This is a genomic window from Chroococcidiopsis sp. TS-821, assembly GCF_002939305.1.
GTDB lineage: Bacteria > Cyanobacteriota > Cyanobacteriia > Cyanobacteriales > Chroococcidiopsidaceae > Chroogloeocystis.
The window spans coordinates 35,199-61,135 of sequence record NZ_MVDI01000011.1; the positions used below are offsets into that span (position 1 = coordinate 35,199).

General features: G+C 43.6%; 24 protein-coding genes. 13 read left to right on the plus strand and 11 right to left on the minus strand.

Annotated elements, in window-relative coordinates; genetic code table 11:
• Positions 1–59: 59 nt before the first annotated feature.
• Positions 60–902, minus strand: coding sequence for a carbohydrate ABC transporter permease (locus tag B1A85_RS20105; protein WP_104548513.1), 843 nt, complete (start codon positions 900–902; stop codon positions 60–62).
• Between the two features lie 194 nt (positions 903–1,096).
• Here B1A85_RS20105 and B1A85_RS20110 point away from each other — a divergent pair, with 194 nt between their 5' ends.
• From B1A85_RS20110 to folE, 5 genes are all read left to right on the plus strand, one after another.
• Positions 1,097–1,795, plus strand: a complete 699-nt coding sequence (locus B1A85_RS20110; RefSeq protein WP_104548514.1) for an aldehyde oxygenase (deformylating) — start codon at positions 1,097–1,099, stop codon at positions 1,793–1,795.
• A gap of 189 nt (positions 1,796–1,984) precedes the next feature.
• Positions 1,985–3,004: a long-chain acyl-[acyl-carrier-protein] reductase gene (locus B1A85_RS20115; protein ID WP_104548515.1), complete on the plus strand. Its 1,020-nt coding sequence runs from the start codon at positions 1,985–1,987 to the stop codon at positions 3,002–3,004.
• 128 nt (positions 3,005–3,132) lie between these two features.
• Positions 3,133–4,110 (plus strand): acetyl-CoA carboxylase carboxyltransferase subunit alpha, encoded by a 978-nt coding sequence (locus B1A85_RS20120; RefSeq protein WP_104548516.1) that lies wholly within the window; start codon positions 3,133–3,135, stop codon positions 4,108–4,110.
• 308 nt (positions 4,111–4,418) lie between these two features.
• A complete protein-coding gene (locus B1A85_RS20125) occupies positions 4,419–5,141 on the plus strand; it encodes an SDR family oxidoreductase (RefSeq protein ID WP_104548517.1) in 723 nt (240 codons plus the stop codon).
• 135 nt (positions 5,142–5,276) lie between these two features.
• On the plus strand, positions 5,277–5,996 hold the full coding sequence (gene folE / locus B1A85_RS20130; RefSeq protein WP_104548518.1) for a GTP cyclohydrolase I FolE: 720 nt from the start codon (positions 5,277–5,279) through the stop codon (positions 5,994–5,996).
• Here the strand turns inward: folE and B1A85_RS20135 are convergent.
• A complete protein-coding gene (locus tag B1A85_RS20135) occupies positions 5,908–6,621 on the minus strand; it encodes a phosphoribosylanthranilate isomerase (protein ID WP_104548519.1) in 714 nt (237 codons plus the stop codon). The two genes, folE and B1A85_RS20135, sit on opposite strands and share 89 nt — an antisense overlap.
• Before the next feature lie 118 nt (positions 6,622–6,739).
• Here B1A85_RS20135 and psaK point away from each other — a divergent pair, with 118 nt between their 5' ends.
• Both psaK and B1A85_RS20145 read left to right on the plus strand, forming a co-directional pair.
• Positions 6,740–7,021: a photosystem I reaction center subunit PsaK gene (gene psaK / locus B1A85_RS20140; protein WP_104548520.1), complete on the plus strand. Its 282-nt coding sequence runs from the start codon at positions 6,740–6,742 to the stop codon at positions 7,019–7,021.
• A 295-nt stretch (positions 7,022–7,316) separates the two neighbouring features.
• Positions 7,317–8,513: a site-2 protease family protein gene (locus B1A85_RS20145; protein WP_104548521.1), complete on the plus strand. Its 1,197-nt coding sequence runs from the start codon at positions 7,317–7,319 to the stop codon at positions 8,511–8,513.
• Positions 8,514–8,548: 35 nt separating this feature from the next.
• Here the strand turns inward: B1A85_RS20145 and B1A85_RS20150 are convergent, their stop codons facing one another.
• Together B1A85_RS20150 and B1A85_RS20155 are read right to left on the minus strand one after the other, a co-directional pair.
• A complete protein-coding gene (locus B1A85_RS20150; protein WP_104548522.1) occupies positions 8,549–9,457 on the minus strand; it encodes a YegS/Rv2252/BmrU family lipid kinase in 909 nt (302 codons plus the stop codon).
• Positions 9,458–9,801: 344 nt separating this feature from the next.
• The gene (locus tag B1A85_RS20155; RefSeq protein ID WP_210404625.1) at positions 9,802–11,079 is read right to left on the minus strand and encodes an aspartate aminotransferase family protein; all 1,278 of its coding nucleotides are present in this window, start codon (positions 11,077–11,079) and stop codon (positions 9,802–9,804) included.
• 200 nt (positions 11,080–11,279) lie between these two features.
• Between B1A85_RS20155 and B1A85_RS20160 the strand changes: the two genes are divergently transcribed.
• Positions 11,280–12,170 (plus strand): phosphorylase, encoded by an 891-nt coding sequence (locus B1A85_RS20160; RefSeq protein WP_104548523.1) that lies wholly within the window; start codon positions 11,280–11,282, stop codon positions 12,168–12,170.
• Here the strand turns inward: B1A85_RS20160 and B1A85_RS20165 are convergent.
• From B1A85_RS20165 to B1A85_RS20185, 5 genes are all read right to left on the minus strand, one after another.
• Complete coding sequence (locus B1A85_RS20165) at positions 12,167–13,315, minus strand: ABC transporter ATP-binding protein (RefSeq protein WP_168192446.1); 1,149 nt, start codon at positions 13,313–13,315, stop codon at positions 12,167–12,169. The two genes, B1A85_RS20160 and B1A85_RS20165, sit on opposite strands and share 4 nt — an antisense overlap.
• A gap of 60 nt (positions 13,316–13,375) precedes the next feature.
• Positions 13,376–14,461: a PotD/PotF family extracellular solute-binding protein gene (locus tag B1A85_RS20170; RefSeq protein WP_104548524.1), complete on the minus strand. Its 1,086-nt coding sequence runs from the start codon at positions 14,459–14,461 to the stop codon at positions 13,376–13,378.
• Positions 14,462–14,539: 78 nt separating this feature from the next.
• Positions 14,540–15,427: an ABC transporter permease gene (locus B1A85_RS20175; RefSeq protein WP_104548525.1), complete on the minus strand. Its 888-nt coding sequence runs from the start codon at positions 15,425–15,427 to the stop codon at positions 14,540–14,542.
• The gene (locus B1A85_RS20180) at positions 15,424–16,281 is read right to left on the minus strand and encodes an ABC transporter permease (protein WP_104548526.1); all 858 of its coding nucleotides are present in this window, start codon (positions 16,279–16,281) and stop codon (positions 15,424–15,426) included. The genes B1A85_RS20175 and B1A85_RS20180 overlap by 4 nt, the downstream gene beginning before the upstream one ends.
• Before the next feature lie 70 nt (positions 16,282–16,351).
• Positions 16,352–18,292, minus strand: coding sequence for a primary-amine oxidase (locus B1A85_RS20185; RefSeq protein WP_104548527.1), 1,941 nt, complete (start codon positions 18,290–18,292; stop codon positions 16,352–16,354).
• A 275-nt stretch (positions 18,293–18,567) separates the two neighbouring features.
• On the opposite strand from B1A85_RS20185, the gene thrC reads away from it, so the two are divergent.
• The 3 genes from thrC to B1A85_RS20200 all read left to right on the plus strand — a co-directional run bounded on the left by thrC (position 18,568) and on the right by B1A85_RS20200 (position 21,258).
• On the plus strand, positions 18,568–19,866 hold the full coding sequence (thrC, locus tag B1A85_RS20190) for a threonine synthase (protein ID WP_104548528.1): 1,299 nt from the start codon (positions 18,568–18,570) through the stop codon (positions 19,864–19,866).
• Between the two features lie 115 nt (positions 19,867–19,981).
• Positions 19,982–20,257, plus strand: coding sequence for a MoaD/ThiS family protein (locus tag B1A85_RS20195; protein WP_104548529.1), 276 nt, complete (start codon positions 19,982–19,984; stop codon positions 20,255–20,257).
• A gap of 257 nt (positions 20,258–20,514) precedes the next feature.
• On the plus strand, positions 20,515–21,258 hold the full coding sequence (locus B1A85_RS20200) for a DUF2996 domain-containing protein (RefSeq protein ID WP_104548530.1): 744 nt from the start codon (positions 20,515–20,517) through the stop codon (positions 21,256–21,258).
• 145 nt (positions 21,259–21,403) lie between these two features.
• On the opposite strand, the gene B1A85_RS20205 is transcribed toward B1A85_RS20200, so the two are convergent.
• The gene (locus B1A85_RS20205) at positions 21,404–21,910 is read right to left on the minus strand and encodes a TM2 domain-containing protein (RefSeq protein ID WP_104548531.1); all 507 of its coding nucleotides are present in this window, start codon (positions 21,908–21,910) and stop codon (positions 21,404–21,406) included.
• Between the two features lie 424 nt (positions 21,911–22,334).
• On the opposite strand from B1A85_RS20205, the gene acsF reads away from it, so the two are divergent.
• A complete protein-coding gene (gene acsF / locus B1A85_RS20215; protein ID WP_104548533.1) occupies positions 22,335–23,414 on the plus strand; it encodes a magnesium-protoporphyrin IX monomethyl ester (oxidative) cyclase in 1,080 nt (359 codons plus the stop codon).
• An 82-nt stretch (positions 23,415–23,496) separates the two neighbouring features.
• Positions 23,497–24,186 (plus strand): hypothetical protein, encoded by a 690-nt coding sequence (locus B1A85_RS20220; RefSeq protein ID WP_104548534.1) that lies wholly within the window; start codon positions 23,497–23,499, stop codon positions 24,184–24,186.
• 209 nt (positions 24,187–24,395) lie between these two features.
• Here the strand turns inward: B1A85_RS20220 and B1A85_RS20225 are convergent, their stop codons facing one another.
• Positions 24,396–25,859, minus strand: a complete 1,464-nt coding sequence (locus B1A85_RS20225) for a sulfatase (RefSeq protein ID WP_168192447.1) — start codon at positions 25,857–25,859, stop codon at positions 24,396–24,398.
• Positions 25,860–25,937 lie beyond the last annotated feature (78 nt).

A 25,937-nucleotide genomic window follows, 5' to 3' on the forward strand; every position in this document is an offset into this window, starting at 1 on the left:
ATCTTCTAGCGATCGCTTGCCAGAAAGAAAAAAAGCAGGCGTATAAAGGGGAATTTGTATTAATTTTTAATTCCTGTTGTCGCGATTCCTTGGATAAATTGCCGTTGACCTAACACGAACAGGACAACTACAGGGATAGTAGCGATCGCAACCGCTGCCATCAGTAAAGGCCAATTATTCGTAAACTGTTCTTGAAACTCGGCTAGCGCCAATTGTACTGTCCTCAACTCTGGTCTTGTTGTGAAAACTAGCGGCTTAAACAAGTCGTTCCATTCTCCGATAAAAGTAAATAAAAATAACGTAACCAATGCTGGACGCGATAACGGTAACAGCACCCGCCATAAAATTTGCCAGCGGTTTGCACCATCCAACACCGCCGCTTCCTCTAACTCGATCGGAATTGTCAAAAAGTACTGACGTAGTAAAAAAATGCCAAAACCATTGACTGCTGTTGGCAGAATCAGTGCTCCATAAGTGTTAATGAGATGACCCCACTTAAGCACCAAGAATATGGGAATAACCAGTAATTGAAAAGGAATGACTAGCGTAGCTAACACAATCAGAAGCACGACTTGCCGACCTGGGAATTTTAACCGCGCGAGCGCATAACCTGCTAGAGCTGAAGAAACTAGCTGAAAAGCTGTCACGGCAAGTGCAACAAGCGTTGAGTTGGCAAAGGCTAGCAGGAACTTGCCTCGTTGCCAAGCGTCTCGATAATTAGCTAACGACCAGCCATTTTGTGGTATGAACGTGGGTGTTGCTCCTTCTGGCGCAAAGGAGGTCAGAAAAACTATTCCTAGAGGTAGTAGTACAAGACCCGCACCTAGTAGTAAAACAGCTAAATTGACGACTTCTAATATAGATTGACGGGTGGGGGTGTTATTGTGATTTTTTTTAGGCATTGCTACTAGTTTAGCTTTATGCTTTGATATGCATTGATATTATTTTTTAATTTGAAAAATATTTCATGACCAAACGTAACGTAGCGCAGCGAGATTTGTTAAGTTAAATTTAACCATTTTCAACTTTACACTTGAGTTGCCAGGTTAACCAAGCTCGTATCAGTTGATTTACGTAAATAGGAGATAAAAGACCTATGCAGCAGCTGGCTGCCACCGCCGCAGAACTTGATTTCCACAGCGAAACCTACAAGGACGCTTACAGTCGCATCAATGCGATCGTGATTGAAGGGGAGAAAGAAGCCCATGAAAATTACATCCGATTAGCGGAACTGCTGCCAGAACACAAAGAGGAACTGATTCGCTTATCGAAGATGGAGAACCGCCACAAAAAAGGTTTTGAAGCTTGTGGGCGCAATCTTCAAGTCACGCCAGATATGCAGTTTGCGCAAGAGTTCTTTGCTCAATTGCACCAAAACTTCCAAAAAGCAGCCGAATCAGGCAATGTAGTCACTTGCTTACTCATTCAATCACTGATTATCGAATGCTTTGCGATCGCCGCTTACAATATCTACATTCCAGTAGCAGATGACTTTGCCCGCAAAATTACTGAAGGCGTAGTCAAAGATGAATACAGCCACCTCAACTTTGGGGAAGTTTGGTTAAAAGAACACTTTGAAGAATCAAAAGCTGAAATCGAACAAGCAAATCGTCAAAATCTTCCGATCGTTTGGCAAATGCTCAACGCAGTTGAAAACGACGCGCGTACCTTAGCAATGGAGAAAGAAGCTTTGGTCGAAGATTTCATGATTCAATATGGTGAAGCACTGAGTAACATCGGCTTTACTACCCGCGATATTATGCGAATGTCGGCATACGGACTTACAGCTGCATAAAACTTACTAACAGGGGTGGCAAAACTGCCCCTGTATCAGTTTCACTGCATTGCCTAAACGTATACATCGATCGCCAGCAAACTGAGCCTCAACTCAGTGAATTGGTGTGGTATTTTTGTGGAAATTCTCCTAAATCTCACACTTTACATTTTGTCTCACAGCAGCTACAAGTCTCATACAGCACAATAAATGTTTGGTCTAATCGGTCACCTTACTAGTTTGGAACACGCCCAAGCAGTAGCTAAAGAGTTAGGCTACCCTGAATACGCAGATCAAGGGCTTGATTTTTGGTGCAGCGCTCCGCCCCAAATCGTCGATACTATCAAAGTTACAAGCATTACTGGTCAAATAATCGAAGGTCGGTACGTCGAGTCATGCTTTCTTCCTGAGATGCTAGCTTCCCGCCGCATCAAGGCAGCAACGCGAAAAGTCCTCAACGCGATGGCTCACGCACAAAAACATGGAATTAATATTACGGCGTTGGGCGGTTTTTCATCGATTATTTTTGAAAATTTTAATCTTCACCAAAATCGCCAAGTGCGCAACGTACGGCTGGAATTTGAACGATTTACAACAGGTAACACGCACACAGCTTATATTATCTGCCGTCAAGTTGAACAAGCCTCTAAAAATCTAGGTATTGAACTCTCGAAGGCAACTGTTGCTGTGTGTGGTGCGACAGGTGACATTGGCAGTGCTGTCTGCCGTTGGTTAGATGCGAGAACAGATGTAGCTGAGTTGCTATTAATCGCGCGCAATCAAGAGCGACTACAGCATCTCCAATCCGAACTCGGTCGCGGTAAGATTATGAGTCTAGAGGAAGCTTTACCGCAAGCAGACGTTATCGTCTGGGTTGCTAGTATGCCTAAAGGTGTGGAAATCGATCCGACGACGTTAAAGCAACCTTGTTTGTTAATTGATGGTGGATATCCTAAAAATTTAGCGACCAAAGTACAGTACCCCGGCGTGTATGTCCTCAATGGCGGCATCGTCGAGCATTCGCTTGACATTGATTGGCGAATTATGAGTATTGTCAATATGGATGTTCCGGCGCGCCAATTGTTTGCCTGCTTTGCCGAGTCGATGCTACTCGAATTTGAAAAGCTGTACACTAATTTTTCGTGGGGACGCAACCAAATTACAGTCGAAAAAATGGAACACATTGGTCAAGTATCTGTCAAACATGGTTTTCGTCCTCTGCTAGTCTAAGGGTTAGGAACGAGGAGCGAGGCGCGAGAAACGAAATTAATTGTTAGTGATAGCTGAAAGAGCAGTTGATGTATTGCGTTTCTCCCCTACTCCCCTGACCTCTGACCCCCGACCCCCGACCTCTCCCTATGGCAACTACTGAGCGCAAACCACTACTTTTAGACTTTGAGAAGCCGCTGATTGAACTTGAATCGCGAATCGATCAAATTCGCGAACTTGCGGCAGAAAATGGCGTCGATGTTTCCGAAGATATTCGCCAGTTGGAAACCCGCGCCATGCAACTAAGACAAGAAATTTTTAGTAGTCTTTCACCTGCACAAAAGTTGCAACTGGCACGTCATCCCCGCCGTCCGAGTACGCTCGATTACATTCAAGCAATTAGCGATGAATGGATGGAATTGCACGGCGATCGCCGAGGTACTGACGATCCGGCTTTAGTGGGTGGAGTCGCAAAATTTGCAGGGCGTGCGGTAGTGATGCTGGGACATCAAAAAGGACGCGACACAAAAGATAACATTGCGCGCAATTTTGGTATGGCATCGCCTGGAGGGTATCGTAAAGCGATTCGGCTGATGGACCATGCGAATCGTTTTGGAATGCCGATCTTGACCTTTATTGATACGCCTGGTGCTTTACCAACAGCAGAAGCAGAGTACAAGGGTGCAGGTGAAGCGATCGCCTATAATCTCCGCGAAATGTTTCGCTTTGAAGTGCCGATTATTTGTACTGTCATCGGTGAAGGTGGTTCGGGTGGTGCTTTAGGAATCGGTGTTGGCGATCGCTTACTGATGTTTGAACACTCAGTTTACACTGTGGCTACTCCAGAAGCATGTGCGGCAATTCTCTGGAAAGATGCGGCTAAAGCATCGCAAGCTGCGGTAGCGTTAAAAATTACAGCTTCCGATTTAAAAAATCTTGGTATTCTCGACCAAATTTTACCAGAACCAAACGGCGGCGCGCATTCAGATCCACTTGGTGCAGCAACGATTCTCAAACAGGCGCTAATTGAGAATTTAGAAGCTCTATCGCCAATGAGCGGTCAAGAACGTCGTAAAATGCGCTACCAAAAATTCCGTAGATTAGGTGTTTTCACTGATAAATCCTGAGTTGGGCGCTAGTATAGTAGCGATCGCGAACGCTAGTGATATAATGACTCTGAACGTGTAAAGAAACTTTACATATCGTCTAATCTATCCCACTACAGTTATGTAGATAGGGAAGATTGTTACTGAATCCCTGCTTTTGAGCAGCTTGTCAATTTAAGAAGACATTATCCGTAACCGAGTAATTACGTTGGGTTATACTATGCCAAAAAAACGTTAATTTAGGTCTTGAAACTGATTAATCTATCTGTGGTAGGAAGTTGAGATAATAGTGAAGAAGCAATGCCACTTCTTCAAGGAAACAGGAATTCATGAATTTGGCGAAAAATAAAAGCGCCATGATTACTGGTGCAAGTAGTGGAATTGGGAAAGCAACCGCTTTAGCCTTTGCTAAGGTAGGAATCGATGTAGTATTAGTAAGCCGGAATCAAGAAAAACTAGCATCTGTAGCTAGTGCAGTCGAACAAACTGGGGCAAAAGCAACTACCTATGCGCTCGATTTAGCTGATATTGAACAAGTGCGAGAGAAAATCAGCGCGATCGCGGCAGAATCCCCAGTCAATATTTTAATTAATAGCGCTGGCATGGGATATACCGGAAATTTGAGTGACACACCATTGAGCGACTGGCAAGCAGTGATGAATTTAAATCTCACAAGTGTCTTTCAATGCATTTTGGGCGTGTTACCAACAATGCGCGATCGCGGCGCAGGGACAATCGTCAATGTTGCGTCAGTTGCAGGCTTGCAACCTTTTCCTAGTTGGGGCGCTTACTCGGTGAGTAAAGCAGGACTAATTGCGCTTTCTAAGACCTTAGCAGCAGAAGAACGCCAACATGGAATTCGGGTCACAACGATTTGCCCAGGTGCTGTCGATACTGAACTATGGAACAGCGATACTGTCGGAATTAAACTTGAGCGAGCGGCAATGTTAACGCCAGAAAGCGTTGCCCAATCAATACTCCATGCTGTACTCCTTCCAGAACAAGCTGTTATTGAGGAATTAACCTTAATGCCAAGCGCTGGCGTTTTGTAACTCTATCAACAACGACCAACATCGATATCGGTTCAATCCGCTGAAGCTCATTGCAGGATTGATAATTTGCGGCTGAATAGGTTGACAACTTAACACCAACAATAACTACGAAAACCTTAATTGAGACTTGAGACCATGACTATTGGATTCCCCAACGGTTCACCTCGCTCTAATTCACCTTTGATGCCAGACAGTATAGAAGACACCATCAACCGCATTACAACGCGACCAGACCGCAATACTCAAAATGGCAAAGAGGCACAATTGCAACCTCCTTCCGAAGAACTCGATGAAGCGATGGTAGAAGCAGTTCGCACGATTTTATTAGGTGTAGGAGAAGATCCAAATCGCGAAGGGCTTTTAAAAACTCCTAAGCGCGTCGTTGAAGCAATGCGCTTTTTGACTAGCGGCTACAACCAATCATTAGAAGAAATCGTCAACAACGCTATTTTTGACGAAGGTCATAACGAGATGGTGCTTGTGCGAGATATTAACTTTTTTAGCTTGTGCGAACATCATATGCTGCCATTTATGGGTAGAGCACACGTTGCATATATCCCTAACGAGAAAGTAGTGGGATTAAGTAAATTAGCGCGGATTGTGGAAATGTATTCGCGCCGCTTGCAGGTACAAGAGCGCCTCACGCGGCAAATTGCCGAAGCTGTACAGAAGATTTTAGAACCTCAAGGAGTTGCGGTTGTCATGGAAGCAACGCACATGTGTATGGTGATGCGTGGAGTGCAAAAACCAGGCTCTTGGACGGTGACTAGTGCGATGGTTGGCGTGTTTCACGACGATCAAAAAACGCGCGAGGAGTTTTTGAATCTGATTCGACATCAACCAGCTTTTTTCTAGCTGCTAATTGCTGAAATAGCTGAGCAACTTTTGCTAAATCTTTGTCACCAGGGGCGCGCTCTACACCACTTGATAAATCGATACCGTGAGGTTTTAACTGATTAAGCGCGTCACTTACGTTTTCTGGAGTTAATCCGCCTGCGAGTAACCACGGACAACTTGGGCAAAACTGCTGTAGGGTTGTCCAATTTAGCGTTTTTCCAGTACCTCCCAACATGTGGGGGTGATAAGCATCAAGTAAGAGCGTATCTACGCAGTCAGTATAAAGATTGGCTTGCGCTAAGGCTTGTGAATCGCGCACTCGTAGGGCTTTGATGATTTCTACACCAGCAGGTAATACTTGGCGGAGTTCTGTACAAAATTCTGGAGATTCATCACCGTGCAATTGGATACCTGTGAGATCTCCGGTTACCGCCACCTGATAGATTTCTTCACTACTTGTATTTGCAAAAACACCAATACGCTCAACGTGGCGGGGAATTTGTGACACGATCGCTTGAATTTGAGTTGTGCTGATATAGCGCGGTGAGGCTGGGACGCAAATAAATCCGAGCGCAGTTGCTCCTAGTTGGGCGATCGCTTGTGCTTGTTCTGGTTTTGTAATTCCGCAAATTTTAACTCGCATTAAGTTTTGTGTCGAAAATACGTCGTAACTGTTAACTCTTAAAACAGAGACTATGTTTGACCTAACAAAATTTGATAATCCTTAATTATTAATATCTTTTTGTTTAGGAGAGAGAAACTTGACTGACTTAATTTTACTAGCAGCCGTGCAATCGACCGTTCCCGACACGGTCAGATGGAGTTGGACAGGATCGGCAATTATTATTGGTGCTTCTCTTGTGATTCTGTTTATTGCTAGCCGGACAATTCGCTTTCCTCAAGTTGGTCCAAAAATGCCTTTACCATTCCCCGCACTATTTAACAATCCAAGTGTGGGTACAGTCCTGGGATCTGTGAGCTTAGGTCATATTGTCGGTATAGGTATTATCCTAGGACTCAACAATCTTGGCATTCTTAAGTAAACTATAACTGCATTTATCCTTTAACAAGGCAGTAGCGGTGAGGATTTCCTCCCGCTTTATTTATCTATCTCCCTCCCATTTCCCCATTCTGACTGCTGCCTTCTACCGCTTAAATGTACGGATTCCTCGAATATCTTCGAGTAGTGCTGAGTTAAAGTGATTGTCTATTCTAGAAATAAGGTGAATCACAAATCTATAATTGCTGGATAACTCACATCTGAGCAGGAACATTGACAAAATCTAGCAACTGTGCATGGATTGTCTGCCTTAAAGTGCTGAGTTTTAGGAAAATTTCATGCAAACAAGTTGGCGAATTGGATCTTTATTTGGCATCCCACTGTTACTCGATCCTTTGTGGTTCGTAATTTTGGCAGTAGTCACACTCAACTTTGGTTTAGCTTACCAACCGTGGGGAGTAGCATTAGGCTGGAGTGCGGGAATTGTTACAGCGTTGCTGTTGTTTGGTTCAGTATTGTTACACGAACTCGGTCACAGTTTAGCGGCGCGAGCGCAAGGCATTAATGTAAAATCGATTACATTATTTCTCTTTGGCGGCATTGCCGCAATTGAGGAAGAATCAAAAACACCAGGACAAGCGTTTCAAGTCGCGATCGCAGGTCCAACTGTAAGTGTAACTTTATTTGTCTTACTGACGGCGATTGCCTATATTCTACCGACAGGTAGCTTGTCGAGTGCCCTAATTGGCGATTTGGCAAAAATTAACTTGGTGTTAGCACTGTTTAATTTAATTCCTGGCTTACCTTTAGATGGCGGACAAGTTTTAAAAGCTGCTGTGTGGAAAGTCACCGGTAATCGCTTTCAAGCAGTGCGCACTGCGGCTAGCGCTGGGCAAATTTTGGGTTGGAGTGCAATCGCCTTAGGGTTTGCGATTGATTTGTTGACTGGCGAGTTAGTATCTGGGTTGTGGTTTGTCTTGCTAGGCTGGTTTGGCGTTCGGAATGCGACAGCCTATAAAAACGTCACGTCGTTGCAAGAAGCGTTACTCACGCTTAAAGTCAGCGATGCGATGAATAAAGATTTCCGAGTCGTCGACGCAGATTCAACACTACGTCAGTTTGCAGACTTGTTTCTTCTCGAATCCAAGCCAACACAAGTTTATTTTGCGGCTTCAGACGGACGCTATCGCGGTATGGTTTCAGTAGACGATCTGCGGCTGATTGAACGCAGTCAGTGGGAAACCCAAACCTTGCATAGCATTGTGCGTCCTTTAACGGAAATTCCCACAGTGACAGAAACGACTTCACTTGCAGATGTCATTAATCAACTAGAAAATCAACACCTGCAACAAATCACTGTGCTTTCTCCTGCTGGGGCGGTTGCGGGTTTAGTTGATAAAGGCGATATTCTTCGGACACTCGCACAAAAGCTAAAATTACGGATTACCGACGCCGAAATTAAGCGCGTCAAAGAAGAAGGTACGTATCCACCAGGATTACAACTTGGCGCGATCGCTAAAGCCGCTAGTAAATGAGTTTACCTAAGAGGTTAGAGGATATTCCTTTAACCTCAAATTTGATTATTTGGTACTAATACATTCAAGCTATTAGGAATACACTCAATCTCTACAGGTGTTGTTCCCTTCAAATTCCCATCCAAAACGACAGGCTGCGGAGGTTCTGTGGTAATTTTGATGTGCTTAGCGCGGAGATGATGCACATTATCAAGTTCTACAGCACGATCGTTAAAGCCTGACTTGAGAAGATGGTACAGTGCGATCGCCCCTTCGAGGCGAGATTGTGGAGAAGTTATCGTCACATCTAAAAGCCCATCATCGACGTAAACTCCTGTTGTACCGTGTGCTAGTACAGATGTTGGTGGCGCTGAGTTGGCGACTGTGATAGCTGTTGCTTGTTGAATCGTTGCTGTTTGGGATTCAGTTTCGACATTAGTTTCAAAAGGTTTTACACCTTGCCAAAATTGCTTGATTCCAGCCAAAATATATGCGAAAGCACCGAAACGATTTTTTGCTTCCTTGTCGGCTTGTTCAACAGTTTTTGCTTCAAAACCAATTCCAGCAAGTAGTACCATTGGCTTGCCGTTACACAAAGCCGTATCTACCAAGCGAGTGTTTCCTGCTAAAATCACTTGACACGCAGCTTTAAGATCGCTGGGAATATCAAGATAAGTTGCAAAAGCGTTCGCTGTTCCTCGCGGGATAACACCAAAAGGAATATCTGTATTGATTAAAGCCTCAGCCGCCGCCGAAACTGTACCATCACCTCCAGCAGCAATAACGACTTCAGCGCCATTTTCTACAGCTTGGTGCGCTAGTTGACCAGCACTCACTTCTGGAGTTGTAGAATAAACACTTAAGTTAAACTCCGGCTCTAACATCGCACGGATTTCCATCAACTCTTGTTCAGTTTCACGTTGCTCTGAAGCAGGTTTAAAAATGAGATAAGCTGAGCGAGACATAAGCAGTAAGTTTTGAACGTTATCAGATAGACTAAAAGTAGGAAAGAAATTGGCAAAAAACTTTACTCATAAATCCAAAGCTTATTCATTTATAGGCAGCAACATCGTAATTCCTTGCAGCAATCCTACACATTTATATTTATTACCTGGCTTCCTGCTTCTGTTGAATCAAACACGCGTGTTGCAACTTGGTTGCGTTCTTAACTCAATAATTGATTTAGAACTATCCTCAACAAGATGCAGGTCTTCTTTAAGAAGTAAACAAAAAAATCGTAAAAAAAATCTAGCTATAGGCGGGTGAAGCTAGCAAAAGAAGTAGGGTTCTGATATGACTTAACCCTTAATCAAGCCATTTTAAAAGCCTTCGCTAAAGTCTCAAAAAGTCGATCGATCTGTTGTTTTTCAATAATAAGTGGTGGAGATAACGCGATATTATCTCCCGCAGCGCGTACCAGCGCCCCTAACTCGTAACAACGCAAGAAAGTCTCGAAGCCACGCGCGCCTGGTTTATCGGGAATTGGTTCTAACTCTATCGCTGCGAGTAAACCGAGATTACGGATATCAATGACGTGCGGTAAACCTCGTAAACTATGCGCAGCATCTTGCCAATAAGTTGCCAACTCTTGAACGCGCGATAGTAGTTTTTCTTGAAGATAAATATCTAATGTCGCCATACCTGCGGCGCAGGAAACCGGATGTCCAGAGTATGTGTATCCGTGAAAAAATTCGATACCTTGTTGCGTTTTTTGCACAAAAGTATCATAAATTCCTTGACGGACAAACACTGCACCCATTGGCACTGTCCCGTTTGTGATTCCTTTGGCAACAGTAATTATATCTGGTACGACACCGAAATAATTTGCGGCAAACGGTTCGCCAAGTCGCCCAAAACCTGTAATTACTTCATCAAAAATCAGCAAAATGCCGTATTTATCACAAATTTCGCGCAAGCGTTGCAAGTAGCCGACAGGAGGAATTAATACGCCAGTAGCACCCGCGACAGGTTCCACGATCGCTGCGGCGATTGTTGAAGCATCGTGTAAAGCAATTATTCGTTCAAGTTCATCAGCAAGGTGCATTCCCCATTCGGGTTGTCCTTGACTAAAGGCATTTTTTTCTAAGTTATGCGTATGCGGTAAGTGATCGACACCTGCGAGTAAGTTACCAAAAAACTTGCGATTTGCCCCAATTCCACCAACTGCGACACCACCAAAATTCACACCATGATAAGCGCGTTCTCTACCAATTAACCGCTGACGGGAAGCTTCGCCACGTATCCAATGGTAGGCGATCGCCATCTTTAATGCCGTATCTACCGCTTCTGAACCTGAATTCGTGAAAAAAACATGATTCAAATCTCCAGGAAGCAATTCTGTCAGTCGATTGGCAAATTCAAACGCCACTGGGTGTCCCATTTGAAACGCGGGTGCAAAATCTAACCGCGTGATTTGATCGGCGACAGCTGCTGCAATTTCTTTCCGACTGTGTCCAGCATTGACACACCACAGCCCACCTGTACCATCCAAAATTTGCCGACCATCATCAGAAGTATAGTACATTCCCTCAGCTGCTACTAAGAACCGAGGTTGCGCTTTAAACTGGCGATTAGCGGTAAAAGGCATCCAGAAAGCTTCTAGATTGCTGGGTATGTTGCTCACAGGTTTAGGCTCGATGGATTTATTACATATAGCAATTTTAGATGACTTGTAATATACAGTTGCGCTTGGTAATGGGTGATGGGTAATAGAAATATGATGCAAGTTCCGTTCTAGGTTCAAAAAAAATCTACAATGCCTGATGAAGAATCAACGTAGAAAGAACAGTGGTGTTAGAACCTGGTAAATTGTGGATAAGGGTCATTGAGCAAACAAAGTTCGCTTTACGCACTGGCGCACTTCAGTCGATTCCTACTGATTACGAATTTATCGAGCAAAACGGTATTAGTTTTCTTGTCCGCACGTTATCCAACTTGGTGCGTAAGGATGAAGCGCAAAAGCAGGATAAGATTACTGCTATTGGTAATTTTAATCCGTTTCTACCTTACGAAGAAGACTTGTTTGTTGCAGATATCTCTGAGACGCATTTGTGTTTATTGAATAAATTTAACGTTGTCGATCATCACTTGTTGATAATCACTCGTGCGTTTGAAGAGCAGGAAAATTGGCTCAATTGGCGCGATTTTCAAGCAATGTGGGTCACTTTAGCTGAAATAGATGGTTTAGCGTTTTATAACGGCGGAAAGATGGCGGGTGCAAGTCAAAAACACAAACATTTACAACTTGTTCCCTTACCACTGACACCTCAAGGAGTTAAACTGCCAATCGAAAAAGCGATCGCTGCTACTCAATTTACAGGTTCTATCGGTAGATCCCCGCTATTTCCGTTTGTGCACGCGATCGCCCAACTCGATCCCAACTGGGTAACATCTCCCGATACCGCTGCCACTGCAACGCTAAAATGCTATCAAAATCTACTTCATGCTGTTGGAATTGAGACAAACGATTTTAAAAGCGACAAGCAATCAAGTGCGTATAATTTACTGGCAACACGTCAATGGATGTTAGTTGTACCGCGATCGCAAGAAAGTTTTAAGTCAATATCCGTCAATTCCTTAGGGTTCGCCGGATCGCTATTTGTCCGCAACGACGAGCAAATGCAGATTCTTAAATCATATGGTCCGATGACGGTTTTGCAGCAAGTTACGAGTGGCTAGTTGCTACTGGCTAGCAGTGGCTTGACATTTTGGCGATTATATGCATTACAAGTGAGTGCATCCTCGGTTAAAATGCGAATGTTATTTAGTGGTAATTTGATTTTTACGCTGTCGCCAGGCGTGAATTTGTGAAGGTCGCTAGGGTGGAGATTTTGCGATCGCACGGTAATGCAGCTTTGTTCTGTTAGGCGCACAATATAACGTGTATCAGTGCCAATATACACAGTTTCTTCGACCTTACCTTGCAAAGATTCATCGCTGTTAGCGGGGAGAATTGCGACTTTTTCAGGACGTACAACTAAAGTGACAATGCTATCTATCGCAATTTCATCGTTACAACTGACGCGTATGGGTATTTGTTCGTCAACCAAAACTGTAACTGTACCTAACTGACGTTTAATAACGCGTCCGATTAAGAAATTTGTTTCACCAATAAAATCAGCGACAAAGCGCGAAGTAGGTTTTTCGTAAATTTCAATCGGTGTCCCTACTTGCAATACTTGTCCTTGGTGCATAACAGCGATGCGATCGGACATGGTGAGGGCTTCTTCTTGATCGTGCGTGACGTAGATAAATGTAATACCTAAACGTTGTTGCATCCGTTTGAGTTCGAGTTGCATTTCTTTACGCAACTTCAAATCTAAAGCCCCTAAAGGTTCGTCAAACAATAACACAGCAGGCTGTTTGATCAAAGCCCGCGCTAAGGCGACGCGTTGCTGCTGTCCCCCAGAAAGTTGACGCGGGTAGCGTTTTTCCATTCCAGTCAGTTGTACTTGGGCTAATACTTCCGCGACTCGATTTTGAATTTCTCGACGGGGGCGATTTTCCATTTCGAGTCCAAAGGCGACGTTTTGGGCGACGGTGAGATGTGGAAATAATGCGTAGTTTTGAAATACTGTGTTGACTGGGCGGTGAAATGGTAAGCGATGCGACATGGGTTCGCCGTGGATGAAAATTTCTCCTGAGGTGGGAGTTTCAAATCCGGCGATCATTCGTAGTGTTGTTGTTTTACCACATCCTGATGGTCCAAGGAGGGAGAAGAATTCGCCGGCGGTTATTTGGAGGTTGATATGATTAACGGCGAGGAAGTCTTTGTTTTCGGTGAATCTTTTGGAGAGTTGTTGGAGTTCGACTGCTGGTATCATTTTGGTAGTAGGGGTATTTGGGGATACAAACCACAAAGAAAGGACTCAAAGAATACAAAATTATTTGCCTACTGCGACTTTGACTTCGTTCCAGGCTTCGTCGTACAGTGGTGTTGCTTGTCCGACGTCGTTGATGTACTTGAGTTTGGCAAAAACTTCGGGCGGGGGATAAATGGCGGGGTTTTTTAAGTCGGCTTCGTTGATGAGTCCTTTGTCTCTAGCGGTTTTGTTGGGGGAACCGTAGTGAATGAAGTTGGAGATTTTTGCCCCGACTTCGGGTTCCAGGATAAAGTTAATAAATCTTTCGGCGAGTTCTTTGTTAGGGGCGCCCTTGAGAACTACCATGTTATCTGTCCAGACGATTGTTCCTTCTTTGGGAATGGCGTAGCGGATTTGATCGTTTTCTTCCATCACTTGAAAAATATCGCCACTCCACTCGTAAGTGAGGTCAACTTCACCTTGATCGAGTAAGATTTGACCAGTGTCAGGAACAAAGGCAGCGATCGCATCTTGATGCTTGACTAAAAAATCTCGTGCTTGTTGAATTTCTGCGGGGTTAGTCGTGTTTGGATCGAAACCGAGATACATCAAAACTGCACCAGTGGTATAGCGCATTTCATCCAGCCAAGCGACTCTTCCTGCATACTTAGGATCGAACATCGCCGCCCAGCTATCGATTTCTTGATTATTTGTTGCTGTAATGTTGTAACCAATTCCTAAAGTTCCCCATTGATAAGGCAAACTATATCTATTTTCAGGATCGTATGGTGCATTTACAAATGTTGAATCTAAATGTTTTCGATTAGGAATATTCTCTAAATTCAATTCTTCTAATAGACCTTCATTAGCCATAATTTCAACCATGTAATCTCCAGGAAAGGCAACGTCATAACCTGGATTTCCTGGCTGAATTTTGGCGTACAGTGCTTCATTATTCTCGTACGTGTCGTATTTAACTTTAGCGTTAAATTCTTTTTCAAACTGAGTAATAACCTCAGGAGCAATATAAGTAGACCAGTTATAAACACTTAACACATTCGACGGCGTACTACCATCAGTAACGTTTGTTTGGTTACTTCCACTACATCCAAGTGGCAATAGTAAAGCAACAAAAAATAACAATACATAACTCAAAAATTTTCTCATCATAGAACCCAAATCCTATTCATTACTTGATGAGTGAATCTATAAATTTTTCTCCCCTGCTTCTCTAAAGTGGTTCGTTCATCTCAAATCTTTCGTCCCAACCATTAACGCGGGTATAACTAACAATAAAGAAGCCAACAACATTAAAGTAGAAATTGCATTAATTGCCGGTGTTACCGAAAACTTAATCATTCCATACACAAAAAGTGGCAAAGTTGTTGCACCAACTCCTGCTGTAAAGAAAGTGACAACAAAATCATCTAAAGAAAGCGTAAAAGCAAGCAAAGCCCCACTAAAAATCGCCGGAGCAATTAGCGGTAAAATAACTTTCGATAATGTTTTCCATTCATTAGCTCCTAAATCTAAAGCAGCTTCTTCTAGTGCTGGATCGAGTTCAGCTAAACGCGCCCTGACAGTAATTGCCACAAAAGAAATATTAAACGCTACGTGACCGATGATGATTGTTGGTAAACCGAAAGTAATGCGAATTCCTGTAATATTTTCGATTAACCGAAAAACTAAACTGAAGAAAACTAATAAAGAAATACCCATTGTAATTTCGGGAATCACAATCGGCAGAAATAACAAAGTATCAATTAAAACGCGTCCAGGAAAGCGAAAACGTTCCAAAGCAAGGGCGATCGCAGTTCCAAAAATTGTTGCTAAAAGAGTCGAAATCACAGCAACAAGTAAACTATTCTGCAACGCATCCCAAATTCGAGCATCAGTGACATTCGCTGTTAATTGCGAATCAACTTGCAGTAAACCGCGATACCAATCGAAAGTAAAACCGCGCCAAACCGCATTAAATCGCGATGCATTAAACGAATAAATGACTAATATGAGAATTGGCAAATAAATAAAAGCAAAACTTAAAGCTGCATGAACTACTAACCATTTTCTTCCGAGCGATCGCACTAACGTATCAAACTTTATCGAGGCATTATCTGACGCAGAAATTGTCATGATGTTTCCTCAGATATACGAAAATATATCAGCACCGGAACCAAAACCACCGCCATCAGCAACATCGAAAGTGCCGAACCAAAAGGCCAATTACGCGCTTTTAAAAACTGATTTTGAATTAAATTTCCCACCATTAAAGTTTTCGCGCCACCCAGAATATCAGGAGTGACAAACGCCCCCACAGCCGGAACAAAAACAAGAATTGTCCCTGCAATAATTCCCCGCATCGTTAATGGCAAAATTACCCGAATAAAGCTACGAATATCATTTGCACCTAAATCGTGTGCAGCTTCAACTAGCGAAAAATTAAAACGCTCCATTGTGGCGTACAATGGCAAAATCATAAACGGCAAATAGCCATAAATTAACCCCACAGTCACCGCAAACGGCGTAAATAATAAATTCAGCGGGGCGTCAACAATTTGAAAGTTTTGTAGTGCGACATTAAATACCCCTTCCTGACGCAAAAGCACAATCCAAGCATAAGTTCGCACCAAAAAATTAGTCCAAAAAGGAATAATTACCAGCAGCACCAAAACATTTCGCCAGCGCCCCGAACAAGTAGCAATAAAAAACGCCAACGGATAGCCAATAATTAAACAAGCCACCGTCGTAATTAAAGCCAACCAAATTGAACGCCAAATGACACCTAGATACAGTTCACTTGCTAGCCGTTGATAACTCTCTAAACTAAAACTCCAAACAACTCCGCCATACGTTCCCCGCTGCAAAAAACTGTACAGCAACACCATCAATAACGGCACAATAAAAAACAGCAACAACCAAAAAGTCGCCGGAAACAACAAAAACGCCAAACTTCTACGCTTACGCGACTCAACCGTTGACTTAACCATCAAAAAATCAACTCAATAAAAAAATCCCTCTCCAACTCCTTTGCGACCTTTGTATCCTTGGTGGTTCGTTTCAAGAACAACACTTATGCTTCGCCACTGAGGGAGGAACGTCAATCGCCGGACTTGCATCAAAAAAGCCCACAGGTTTCAACATAAAACCGATGTAAGATACAGGCATCACAGGCCAATCTTCAGGACGAGTTACGTGATTGTGTCCAAACGTATACCAAACCACAACATCCGTATTCTCAATTTTGCGATTAGCCTTTGTCCAAGCCGGAAGTCCTGCATCACCTGGATGCTGATTAGGATAATCACCCGCAGCATAAAGTTCATCAGGGTTGTACGGAGTCACCCATAAATGCTTTGTCATAAATCCCGCGCGCTTAATCACGCTCGATTCAGGATGCGCAAACGGTAAAATATTCTCTCCTGGCATGAGCTTATAACTCACAGGTTGACCAAGGCTATTGCGTACCGCAGGATTGACAATTTTCCAATAACGTCCTGTGAATGGATCGATGATACGTTGCGCTTCTGACTCGGTTGCTAAAAGCGTAGACTCTGCATAGAAAGCATTACCGTATGGATTATCAGGTCCCATTGGTTCTGCTTGGGTATTCACTTCATAAACCGAGTTATTTTCCCCATCAACGCACATATCTAGACGCACATTAAAGAAATGTTGGTGAATCGGGGCGTTTAACTGCGGTGCAATCAGCGTCCCGTACTTGGGTACTTCATCGGGCATTGCCGCAGCAGTGTTGACAATACCAGTGAGTTTCACTTCGTACTGAATTGTCCCATCTTGGTAAAAATACCAGAAAAATCCGTATTCGTAGTTACCAACAGTTGCGATAAACGATACGACTAAACGACGCGATCGCCTGACTTCAGTATGTTCTGTTCGCCAGTCAACGTGTTTCCAGAGTATGCCATAATCTTCTTCGTGCATACACACTGCATTCTCAATCTTCACCACTTGTCCGCGACTATTCGTCATGTACGCATCAAAGTAGCGAATTTCGCCCAAGCAATCGCAACCTAAAGTTAAAGAATTCGCCAAAGTTCCGACGCCATACTCGCCAACGTCAAACGCATTTTTACGATAATGTTGCGGTCGCGGATCGCCATACGGTACAACCATATCAGCTAACGAGGCGCGGTATATAATCGGACGCACGCGCCCTTGGTCTTCGTAACCTACAGTGTATAAAACTAAACCTTCTCTTGGAGTAAACCCGATGCGAAACTGCCACTTTTGCCACTTGATAAAATGACCTTGCACCTCAAAACTAGGACCTTCCGGCTGGATAATTTCTAGAGGTTTAATGTCACTGCGTAAATTTTTAACAAACTCTGTCGAGTAATTTCCTGGATTTGGTGGTAAAGGAACAACTCCGTAATCTTCCACCCGAATTACTTCCATTTTGTTCAAGTCAACAACTGGAATGACGCCTTCAATTGGACGTGCATAGCCATTATCGGTCGGACTCGAACGTACCCAGCACAAAGCCCTTGACAGTCGCAATCCCTTTTCGTCTTCAATGGCATAGTAGCCTGCTGACCACGGGTCAACCATCACTAAACTTGGATCGGTAATTCCTCGTTTTTTAATTGCTTCCTGAAACTCAGGACTTGCTTTTACCGCCGCCTCGCACTCAATAAACTCATCAAGCATAATCGACGGTTGGACATCAGGAATCTGCTTCCATGACTTGACGGTTTTCGTATTCAGCGACACAACCGCCTCATAGGTCAATCCATCTTCATTATTAAGGATGCAAATAAAAGCCTCGCGCTCAATATCGTCACCTTCTTTAAAGTTAAGCACAACACTCTTCGGTGGTTCCTTCAGAACAACCATCGGAAACCTAACTTTTTCTCCCAAGTTGTACTCTGCTTTAACCGTTGCGACAGCAATTGTGATTTCTTCAGGTGTGAGTGGATCGAGTGGGTGCTGTCCTGTAGTTGGTTTTGTCGAGGTATGCGGTAAATGTGCAGTAGTCATAGTGGCTGTTGTATTACTATGTCTTGATTGCGAAGCGAAAAAATGCTTTTTACATGAAGCGATCGCACTTTGACCTACACTACGTCGCTTGTCATAACAGGTTTGTAGCTAAAGTTACTAACTTCTGCTCACAAACTCCACTATCTCCTACCCTCCAACTTTCTTGTAGCCCTCGCTTAAAACCCGACAAAAATAGTCGGATATAATTGACGCGAAAAAAAGCACCATGCTACTATCAGGCGACAGTTGACGGAAGACGAAGTAGAGAGCGATCCATGACCCAGGCAAAAACCCTCAACCCAACAGCAGCAACCTTTAAAGCCCTCAAGTGTAAAGAGTGTGGTGCTGAATACGAACTTGCAGCAAGCCATGTTTGTGAAGCTTGTTTTGGTCCATTAGAAGTCACCTACGATTACAACACTCTCCGCCGCACTGTAACGCGCGAAAGTATTCAATCAGGTCCCAACTCAATTTGGCGCTATCGTTCTTTCTTACCCGTCGCAACTGAAAATGTCATTGATGTCGGTACAGGGATGACTCCCTTAGTACAAGCAAATCGCTTAGCTCGTCGCCTGGGATTGAAAAAGCTCTACATCAAAAATGATGCGGTCAATATGCCCACCCTCAGCTTCAAAGATCGGGTAGTATCTGTTGCTTTATCCCGCGCCCGCGAACTTGGTTTTTCGACCGTATCGTGTGCCAGTACCGGAAATTTAGCAAACTCTACAGCTGCGATCGCCGCCCATGCTGGATTAGACTGTTGCGTATTCATCCCTGCGGATTTAGAAGCAGGTAAAGTTTTAGGTACGTTAATTTACAGTCCTACTGTTATGGCAGTGCAAGGCAACTACGACCAAGTCAACCGCTTGTGTTGCGAAGTTGCTAATACATACGGATGGGGATTTGTCAATATCAATTTACGTCCGTATTACTCAGAAGGTTCCAAAACTCTTGGTTATGAAGTTGCCGAACAACTCGGCTGGCAATTACCCGATCATATCGTTGCGCCTTTAGCGTCGGGTTCTTTATTCACCAAGATCTACAAAGGCTTCCAAGAGTTCATTCAAGTCGGCTTAGTCGCAGATAAAAGCGTACGGTTTAGCGGTGCGCAAGCCGAAGGGTGTTCGCCAATCGCGCAAGCTTATCAAGAAGGACGCGAGTTTGTTAAACCTGTTAAACCAAATACAATCGCTAAATCAATTGCGATCGGAAATCCCGCTGATGGTATCTATGCACTAGAAATTGCACGCAAAACCAACGGTAACATTGCATCCGTCACCGATCCTGAGATCATAGAAGGCATCAAGTTACTTGCCGAAACCGAAGGCATCTTCACTGAAACCGCAGGCGGAACGACGATCGCAGTTCTCAAAAAACTGGTAGAAGCCGGTAAAATTGATCCAGACGAAACGACAGTTGCTTACATCACCGGAAACGGACTTAAAACCCAAGAAGCTGTACAAGGCTACATTGGCGAACCGTTGACGATTGAAGCGAAGCTTGATAGCTTTGAACGCGCATTAGAGCGATCGCGTACTTTAGAGCGTCTCGACTGGCAGCAAGTTTTGGTATAAGTTTTTCGCCTAAGATAAATTGCGTCAACTGTTAAAATTTCCCCTTGAAGGGCATCTTTACGATATAAGTGCGTTTAGATGCGCTTCCACTCAATCTTAATTTGCGATCTCAACTATGGCTGTTAAAGTATTAATTCCCACACCATTACAGAAATTCACGAACAATCAAGCTACGCTCGAATGCAACGGTAGCAACATCGCCGAATTACTCGAATCGCTAGAGCAAAGCTGTCCTGGTATCAAATCGCGGCTTTGTGACGAACAAGGACAACCTCGGCGCTTCTTAAATTTGTACGTTAACAGTGAGGATATCCGCTTTTTAGATGGAACCGAAACACCACTCAAAGAAGGCGATGAAGTAAGCATTGTTCCAGCAGTTGCTGGTGGTTAAATCTTGTCGTTGAAATCAAGATGAGTAAATTACAACTCAACGCGTAATCAATTCATAAATAATCTTTTGTCGTAGAGTCGTACTATTTGCTGTGGCTCTACTTTTTACTGTGAGATTCACCTTACCACTCTTCCTGAAACTATTTGTCTTGGAAGTGATTGTGGTGATTCTGTGTCAATATTTAAAGTAGTAAATCAACAAGCGTGCGTGAAGCGAAGCGATCGCGCTTAAAGCTAGACAAAGGATTAACCTGAGCAATGGCAGACGAACAAACTCCAACGACAAATGGAGAAGAAAAACCTAACGTTGCTAAAGCCCCTGAAGGAAAAACGGCGGGAAAGGAAGCTCCCCCTAGTACTGTAGAGGAACAAGCGCCTAGCGTTGTATCAGAAAATCTTCACAGTACGGATGAACCTGAAACCACAGACATCCCCTCTGCAAATGCTCCCGATCCGCAAGCAGCAAATCCTGAAGTCAACCCAAATGCTGCTAAAGCCGAATCAGCAGACAAAGCATCAACTGCTGAACAATCAGAAGAAACTCCTGCTGCTAAACCAGCAGCGAAAAAAGCTCCTCCTGCTGCAAAAGCTGCTGGCGATAAACCCGCCCCTAAAGCAAAAAAAGAAAAACCCCCCGCGGTTGAAGATAAGCCTTTTGCCGAATTCATCCAACAGGACTACCTTCCGGCTCTGCAAAAAGCACTTGCTAAAGAAGGCGTTCAAGACTTGGATCTGAAGTTTACTAAAGAAAAGATCAATGTGGCTGGAATAACCGATGAATGCTGGCAGGTGAAAGGTTCTTGGCTAGAAGGACGACGACAGTTTAATATCTATTTTCCGGAAGAAAGTATCCAAGGACAACGCGCGTTTTCTTGCTACGAAGGTTCTAAACCTAGCGCGATTGAGCCATTTTTGATTGACGAGCGCCGGATAACGCTTGACTTAATGGTATTTGGCGTGATGCAGCGCTTAAATGGTCAAAAGTGGTTATCTCGAAATTGAACTCAGGGAGTTAAGAATAAGGAGGAGGGACAACTAACCCATCGCAACTCTCAGAAAAACAGATCGATATATCCAGAACAAGAAACTATTACGTCAACGCAAAGCATTGATTGCTTTACTCTCAGATCTCTGTCCCTATTTCCACCTACATTTCTAGAAATATGTAAATAATAACACCTGTGTCGGGGTCATTATCGATTCCGACATATCCTGTTTTGAGCATTTCTTTAAGCGTTGATTCTACTTCGATAAAGCTAGCCCCAGTATCCATCACGCCCTGCGTTACTGAGATCTTCCCACCACGTTTTGCCGCTGCGCGCACCAGCTGAACCATCAACTGCTCGCGGGACGGTCTCACAACATTAGTAACAAATGTCGGTTGAGCCAATGGCACGCCATACGGAGATAAGCCCATTTTTGTTCTAAGTTTTGTATTATACTCGTCAACCATGCGGGGAATTAAAAATAAGTCAATGACTTGCCCGACACCAAATAAACCAAAAGTACCGAGCCAGATTAATCCTGTGATGATTTTGCCGTTGTAAAGACGGTGTAGTCCATTTAGCTGTAATAGACAGCCTAGCCATAATAGATAAGCACTACTTACTTTATTTGGTGGCTTTACTGGTAGTTGGGAATCTCCTGTTTTCATACGTATCTAGAATATAGGTTTATGGTAAAAGTCGCTGGAGGTGAATAAGGCAGGAGGCTGAGGAGTTAGACTTTTACTTACTTGTGAATAGAGGAATTTCTGGTTCTTTGCCAGAAGATAGACATAAACTGCTTTCTGTCCTCAGTACTTCTAACCTTTCTGTTAAATAAGTTGCATACTTCTCTTTTTATTACCTTAGCTTTAACTTTCAACTTCTGGTATGGCTGCTACGTCGCGCAGTTATTTGCTGTAGCAAGCGATCGCAAATTTGTTAAAAAAATTGACAGCGTGTTGCAACTCTTAACTAAATTAGTGTTTTTCCTACCCCTAAGCCTTGGTAGACTAAGCTTTATCAATTGTTATTTAGTCATTCACTCAACAGCCCCAGGCACAAAACCACAGCAGAAAAGGGCAAATAAAAACTATGGTTGATTCGCTTAAAAAACCAGCAGAATTTGAAGAAATGCGCCCAGGGGTGAAAGTACCCGCAAAGGAAACCCTGCTGACGCCGCGATTTTATACAACAGATTTCGACGAGATGGCGCGGATGGATCTCTCAGTGAACGAAGAGGAACTCAAAGCGCTTTTAGAAGAGTTCCGTACCGACTACAATCGCCATCACTTCGTTCGAGACGCGGAGTTTGAGCAATCTTGGGAGCATATCGACGGTGAAACTCGCCGCTTATTTGTCGAATTTTTAGAGCGTTCTTGCACTGCAGAGTTTTCCGGCTTTCTGTTGTACAAAGAACTCAGCCGTCGTCTCAAAGATAAGAACCCTCTCCTTGCTGAATCGTTTGCCTTGATGTCGCGCGATGAAGCACGTCATGCAGGCTTCTTAAATAAAGCGCTGTCAGACTTCAATTTGTCGCTAGATTTGGGCTTTTTGACGAAGAGTCGTAAGTATACGTTCTTCAAACCAAAGTTTATCTTCTATGCGACGTATCTATCTGAAAAAATTGGTTACTGGCGGTACATCACGATCTACCGTCACTTAGCTGCACATCCAGAAAACCGTATCTATCCAATCTTCCGCTTCTTTGAAAACTGGTGTCAAGACGAAAACCGCCATGGCGATTTCTTTGATGCACTGATGCGTAGTCAGCCCCAGTTTCTGAATGATTGGAAAGCGCGGTTGTGGTGTCGCTTCTTCTTGCTATCAGTATTTGCGACAATGTATCTCAACGATATCCAACGTGCTGGATTTTATGCCGCAATTGGTCTGAATGCACGGGATTATGACGTTTACGTCATTCAGAAAACCAACGAAACTGCAGGACGCGTATTCCCAATCATCCTAAACGTCGAGCACCCTGATTTTTATCGCCGACTCGATATCTGTGTTAAGAACAACGAGAAATTGAGTGCGATCGTCAACTCTAAAACACCTAAATTCTTACAATTTTTCCAAAAACTACCGCTATACGTTGCGAATGGCTGGCAATTCTTACGTTTGTACCTGATTAAGCCAATCGATGTAGCAACACAACAAGGTACAGTGCGTTAAAATTTTCAAGTTTTGCTCCGCTGCGGTGGTTCTGCAAAGCGCAGAGCCACTTTTTTTTGTGAACAGTTACAGACGCTAAGAAATGCGCGATCGCTTATTCATCATTTTGAGCTTTCTTTTTTACCTGCAATTATTGACTCCCGCCCACAGTCAACCACAAGTTTCTCCCTCTCCCCGTGCATCTGATTTAGATTTGAGTTCAGACATTGAAGATAGCCCAGTTTTACAGCGCTGGCGCGAGCAAGTACCAAATATATTAGAGGAAATCACGCACGATCCTAGTTTTCGCACGCGTTTCCGCTTAGGTTATGCTTTGTTTCCATCGACGCACGCCACAGGAATCACCCTCGGAGTTGAAGATGTTTTTGTTAGTAACACTCGTTTTACTATAAGTGGCGAATATCACGCAGCTTTTAATCGCGATCGCATCGCATACGGGGCAGATTTGCGCTATTACTTGCGTCCTTTGGGTAGCTACATCAACGTTGCACCAGTTATAGGGTATCGTTACTTAGAAACTGATGCTTATCTTATTGAAGGACTTAATCTTGGCGCGCGACTTCTGTTAGTTCTCTCTCGCAATGGTGCAGCAGATATCTCGCTCACTCAAAGTTGGGTAGCCCTGGGTTCGGATACTGAAGTAGCTTTAACGACACTATCTGTCGGCTATGCTGTCACGCCAAATCTACGTATTTCTACTGATTTTCAAAAACAAACATCTCATCAAAGTAACGATAGCCGCGTTGGAATTGTCTTAGAGTGGATGCCGTAAGATTACAGCAATTCTAAGTTCTAAACGGTTCAGCGAGGTGTAACGTATTGCGCTGTCATGTCGCAGATATTCATAACTCACTCAAGTTGTATTTTGTCATAGCAGGGGTCAGGGTTTTAGCCTGAGTTAGGGGAATCATTAAGGTATTGGGGGGAACTGTTAAGTCATTTATATTTACTACAGTCCCCAAGTTACCCCACTTATTCAATCTACGAATAGTGTGCTTCGACCATAGCTGCTAAGACTGCGGGGTCGAGCAGTGAATCGGCAGTTTGTTGACGCCACTTCAACAGTTCGCTTCTTAAAAAATTCTGAGTGTTTTGATAGCCCAATTTACCAGCTAAATTATTAAATTCGTATGGATCGTCGTGCAGATCGTATAACTCCTCAGCAGGTGGGTTTAAACACGTATCTAGAGCTAATCTGGCTCGATTTCTTGCAGGTAGTTGTCGTGATTCGGCGAAAGCTGGATCTCGATCGACTGTAATATAAGGGTTTTGACGATCGGGCAACAAATTGAGAATGTATTTGAAACGTTTACCTCGAATACTACGACGTGGATAAAAGTGCGTCTTCACGTGGCTCGTGTATTCTGCAAAAATAAAATTGCGCCAGCCTGCTGCGTTTTGCTGGAAAAGTGGAAACAGCGATCGCCCTGACACTTTGGGGATTTTTATTCCGACAGCCTGTAATACTGTAGGCAAGATGTCGATATTAGAAACAAAGGCAGATTCTACTAAATTAGGTGAAATTTTACCAGACCAACGTATGAGTAGCGGAATTCTCAAGCCAGCTTCATAACAGCTTCCTTTAGCCCGTACAAAGCCTGGACCGTGATCTCCCAAAAAGATAACCAATGTATTTCGGTCTAGTCCTTGCCGATTGAGCTGATTGAGCAGTAATCCAATTCCTGCATCCAAGCGAGCTACACCATTGTAATAACCTGCTGTTCTTTCGCGCATCGCTGGAGTATCGACACCTTGCCAAGCAAATGGCGGTACCTCTGTAGAACTATAAGGTTGTTCAGGATAATTTTTGAACTGAGTTTCAAAAGGAGTATGAGGGTCGCTGTAGCTGACTACTAAGAAAAATGGCTGTTGCGGTTGTTGTGCAAAAAATTCTCCTGCGCGTTGCGCTACTAATTGAATGTTGCGCGTGTTAATTTTTGTTGGTGGTATGTTAAGGTCAAAAGGAAATGAGGTCTCTGGATAAACGTGCAGCTTGCCAATAATTCCCGTACGGTACCCTGCAGCTTTCAGCAATTGAGGTAGAGTAACCACTCTAGAAGCCATGGCGTAGCCACTGTTAGGGTAAGCAAGTCCAATTTGTCCAACTGGCTCATTTGGCAATCCACCTGTTTGGTGAGGGTAAAGTCCAGTAAAGAGACTGCTACGTGAGGAACTGCAAGACGCTTGAGTAACGTAGCTATTGAGAAATTGAATACCTTCACTCGCAAGTCGATCGATATTAGGTGTTCGTGCTAGTTTATCCCCGTAACAACCTAGCGTTTGTCCTAAATCGTCAGCTGTAATCAACAAAATATTTGGTCGAGTTGCTGAATGTCCTTTTAAAGAAAAGAGCAATTCACCCAAAGCAGTAGCTGCAGCAGTCGCAACCGAGTAATTGAGAAAATTGCGGCGGGTCAGTTTGTTGTTGAGTTTAGCTTGCTGCATAAACTTATCTAGCCTCATACGTTAGAATGCACCCCGATGTACTCTAAAAAATTTATGTCCTTGCAAGAACGCTAAGGT

Coding starts and splice junctions, on each gene's coding strand:
- B1A85_RS20105 (WP_104548513.1), bottom strand. CDS start 902: ATGCCTAAAAAAAATCACAATAACACCCCCACCCGTCAATCTATATTA.
- B1A85_RS20110 (WP_104548514.1), top strand. CDS start 1,097: ATGCAGCAGCTGGCTGCCACCGCCGCAGAACTTGATTTCCACAGCGAA.
- B1A85_RS20115 (WP_104548515.1), top strand. CDS start 1,985: ATGTTTGGTCTAATCGGTCACCTTACTAGTTTGGAACACGCCCAAGCA.
- B1A85_RS20120 (WP_104548516.1), top strand. CDS start 3,133: ATGGCAACTACTGAGCGCAAACCACTACTTTTAGACTTTGAGAAGCCG.
- B1A85_RS20125 (WP_104548517.1), top strand. CDS start 4,419: ATGAATTTGGCGAAAAATAAAAGCGCCATGATTACTGGTGCAAGTAGT.
- folE (WP_104548518.1), top strand. CDS start 5,277: ATGACTATTGGATTCCCCAACGGTTCACCTCGCTCTAATTCACCTTTG.
- B1A85_RS20135 (WP_104548519.1), bottom strand. CDS start 6,621: ATGCGAGTTAAAATTTGCGGAATTACAAAACCAGAACAAGCACAAGCG.
- B1A85_RS20145 (WP_104548521.1), top strand. CDS start 7,317: ATGCAAACAAGTTGGCGAATTGGATCTTTATTTGGCATCCCACTGTTA.
- B1A85_RS20150 (WP_104548522.1), bottom strand. CDS start 9,457: ATGTCTCGCTCAGCTTATCTCATTTTTAAACCTGCTTCAGAGCAACGT.
- B1A85_RS20155 (WP_210404625.1), bottom strand. CDS start 11,079: ATGCCTTTTACCGCTAATCGCCAGTTTAAAGCGCAACCTCGGTTCTTA.
- B1A85_RS20165 (WP_168192446.1), bottom strand. CDS start 13,315: ATGATACCAGCAGTCGAACTCCAACAACTCTCCAAAAGATTCACCGAA.
- B1A85_RS20170 (WP_104548524.1), bottom strand. CDS start 14,461: ATGAGAAAATTTTTGAGTTATGTATTGTTATTTTTTGTTGCTTTACTA.
- B1A85_RS20175 (WP_104548525.1), bottom strand. CDS start 15,427: ATGACAATTTCTGCGTCAGATAATGCCTCGATAAAGTTTGATACGTTA.
- B1A85_RS20180 (WP_104548526.1), bottom strand. CDS start 16,281: ATGGTTAAGTCAACGGTTGAGTCGCGTAAGCGTAGAAGTTTGGCGTTT.
- B1A85_RS20185 (WP_104548527.1), bottom strand. CDS start 18,292: ATGACTACTGCACATTTACCGCATACCTCGACAAAACCAACTACAGGA.
- thrC (WP_104548528.1), top strand. CDS start 18,568: ATGACCCAGGCAAAAACCCTCAACCCAACAGCAGCAACCTTTAAAGCC.
- B1A85_RS20195 (WP_104548529.1), top strand. CDS start 19,982: ATGGCTGTTAAAGTATTAATTCCCACACCATTACAGAAATTCACGAAC.
- B1A85_RS20200 (WP_104548530.1), top strand. CDS start 20,515: ATGGCAGACGAACAAACTCCAACGACAAATGGAGAAGAAAAACCTAAC.
- B1A85_RS20205 (WP_104548531.1), bottom strand. CDS start 21,910: ATGAAAACAGGAGATTCCCAACTACCAGTAAAGCCACCAAATAAAGTA.
- acsF (WP_104548533.1), top strand. CDS start 22,335: ATGGTTGATTCGCTTAAAAAACCAGCAGAATTTGAAGAAATGCGCCCA.
- B1A85_RS20220 (WP_104548534.1), top strand. CDS start 23,497: ATGCGCGATCGCTTATTCATCATTTTGAGCTTTCTTTTTTACCTGCAA.
- B1A85_RS20225 (WP_168192447.1), bottom strand. CDS start 25,859: ATGCAGCAAGCTAAACTCAACAACAAACTGACCCGCCGCAATTTTCTC.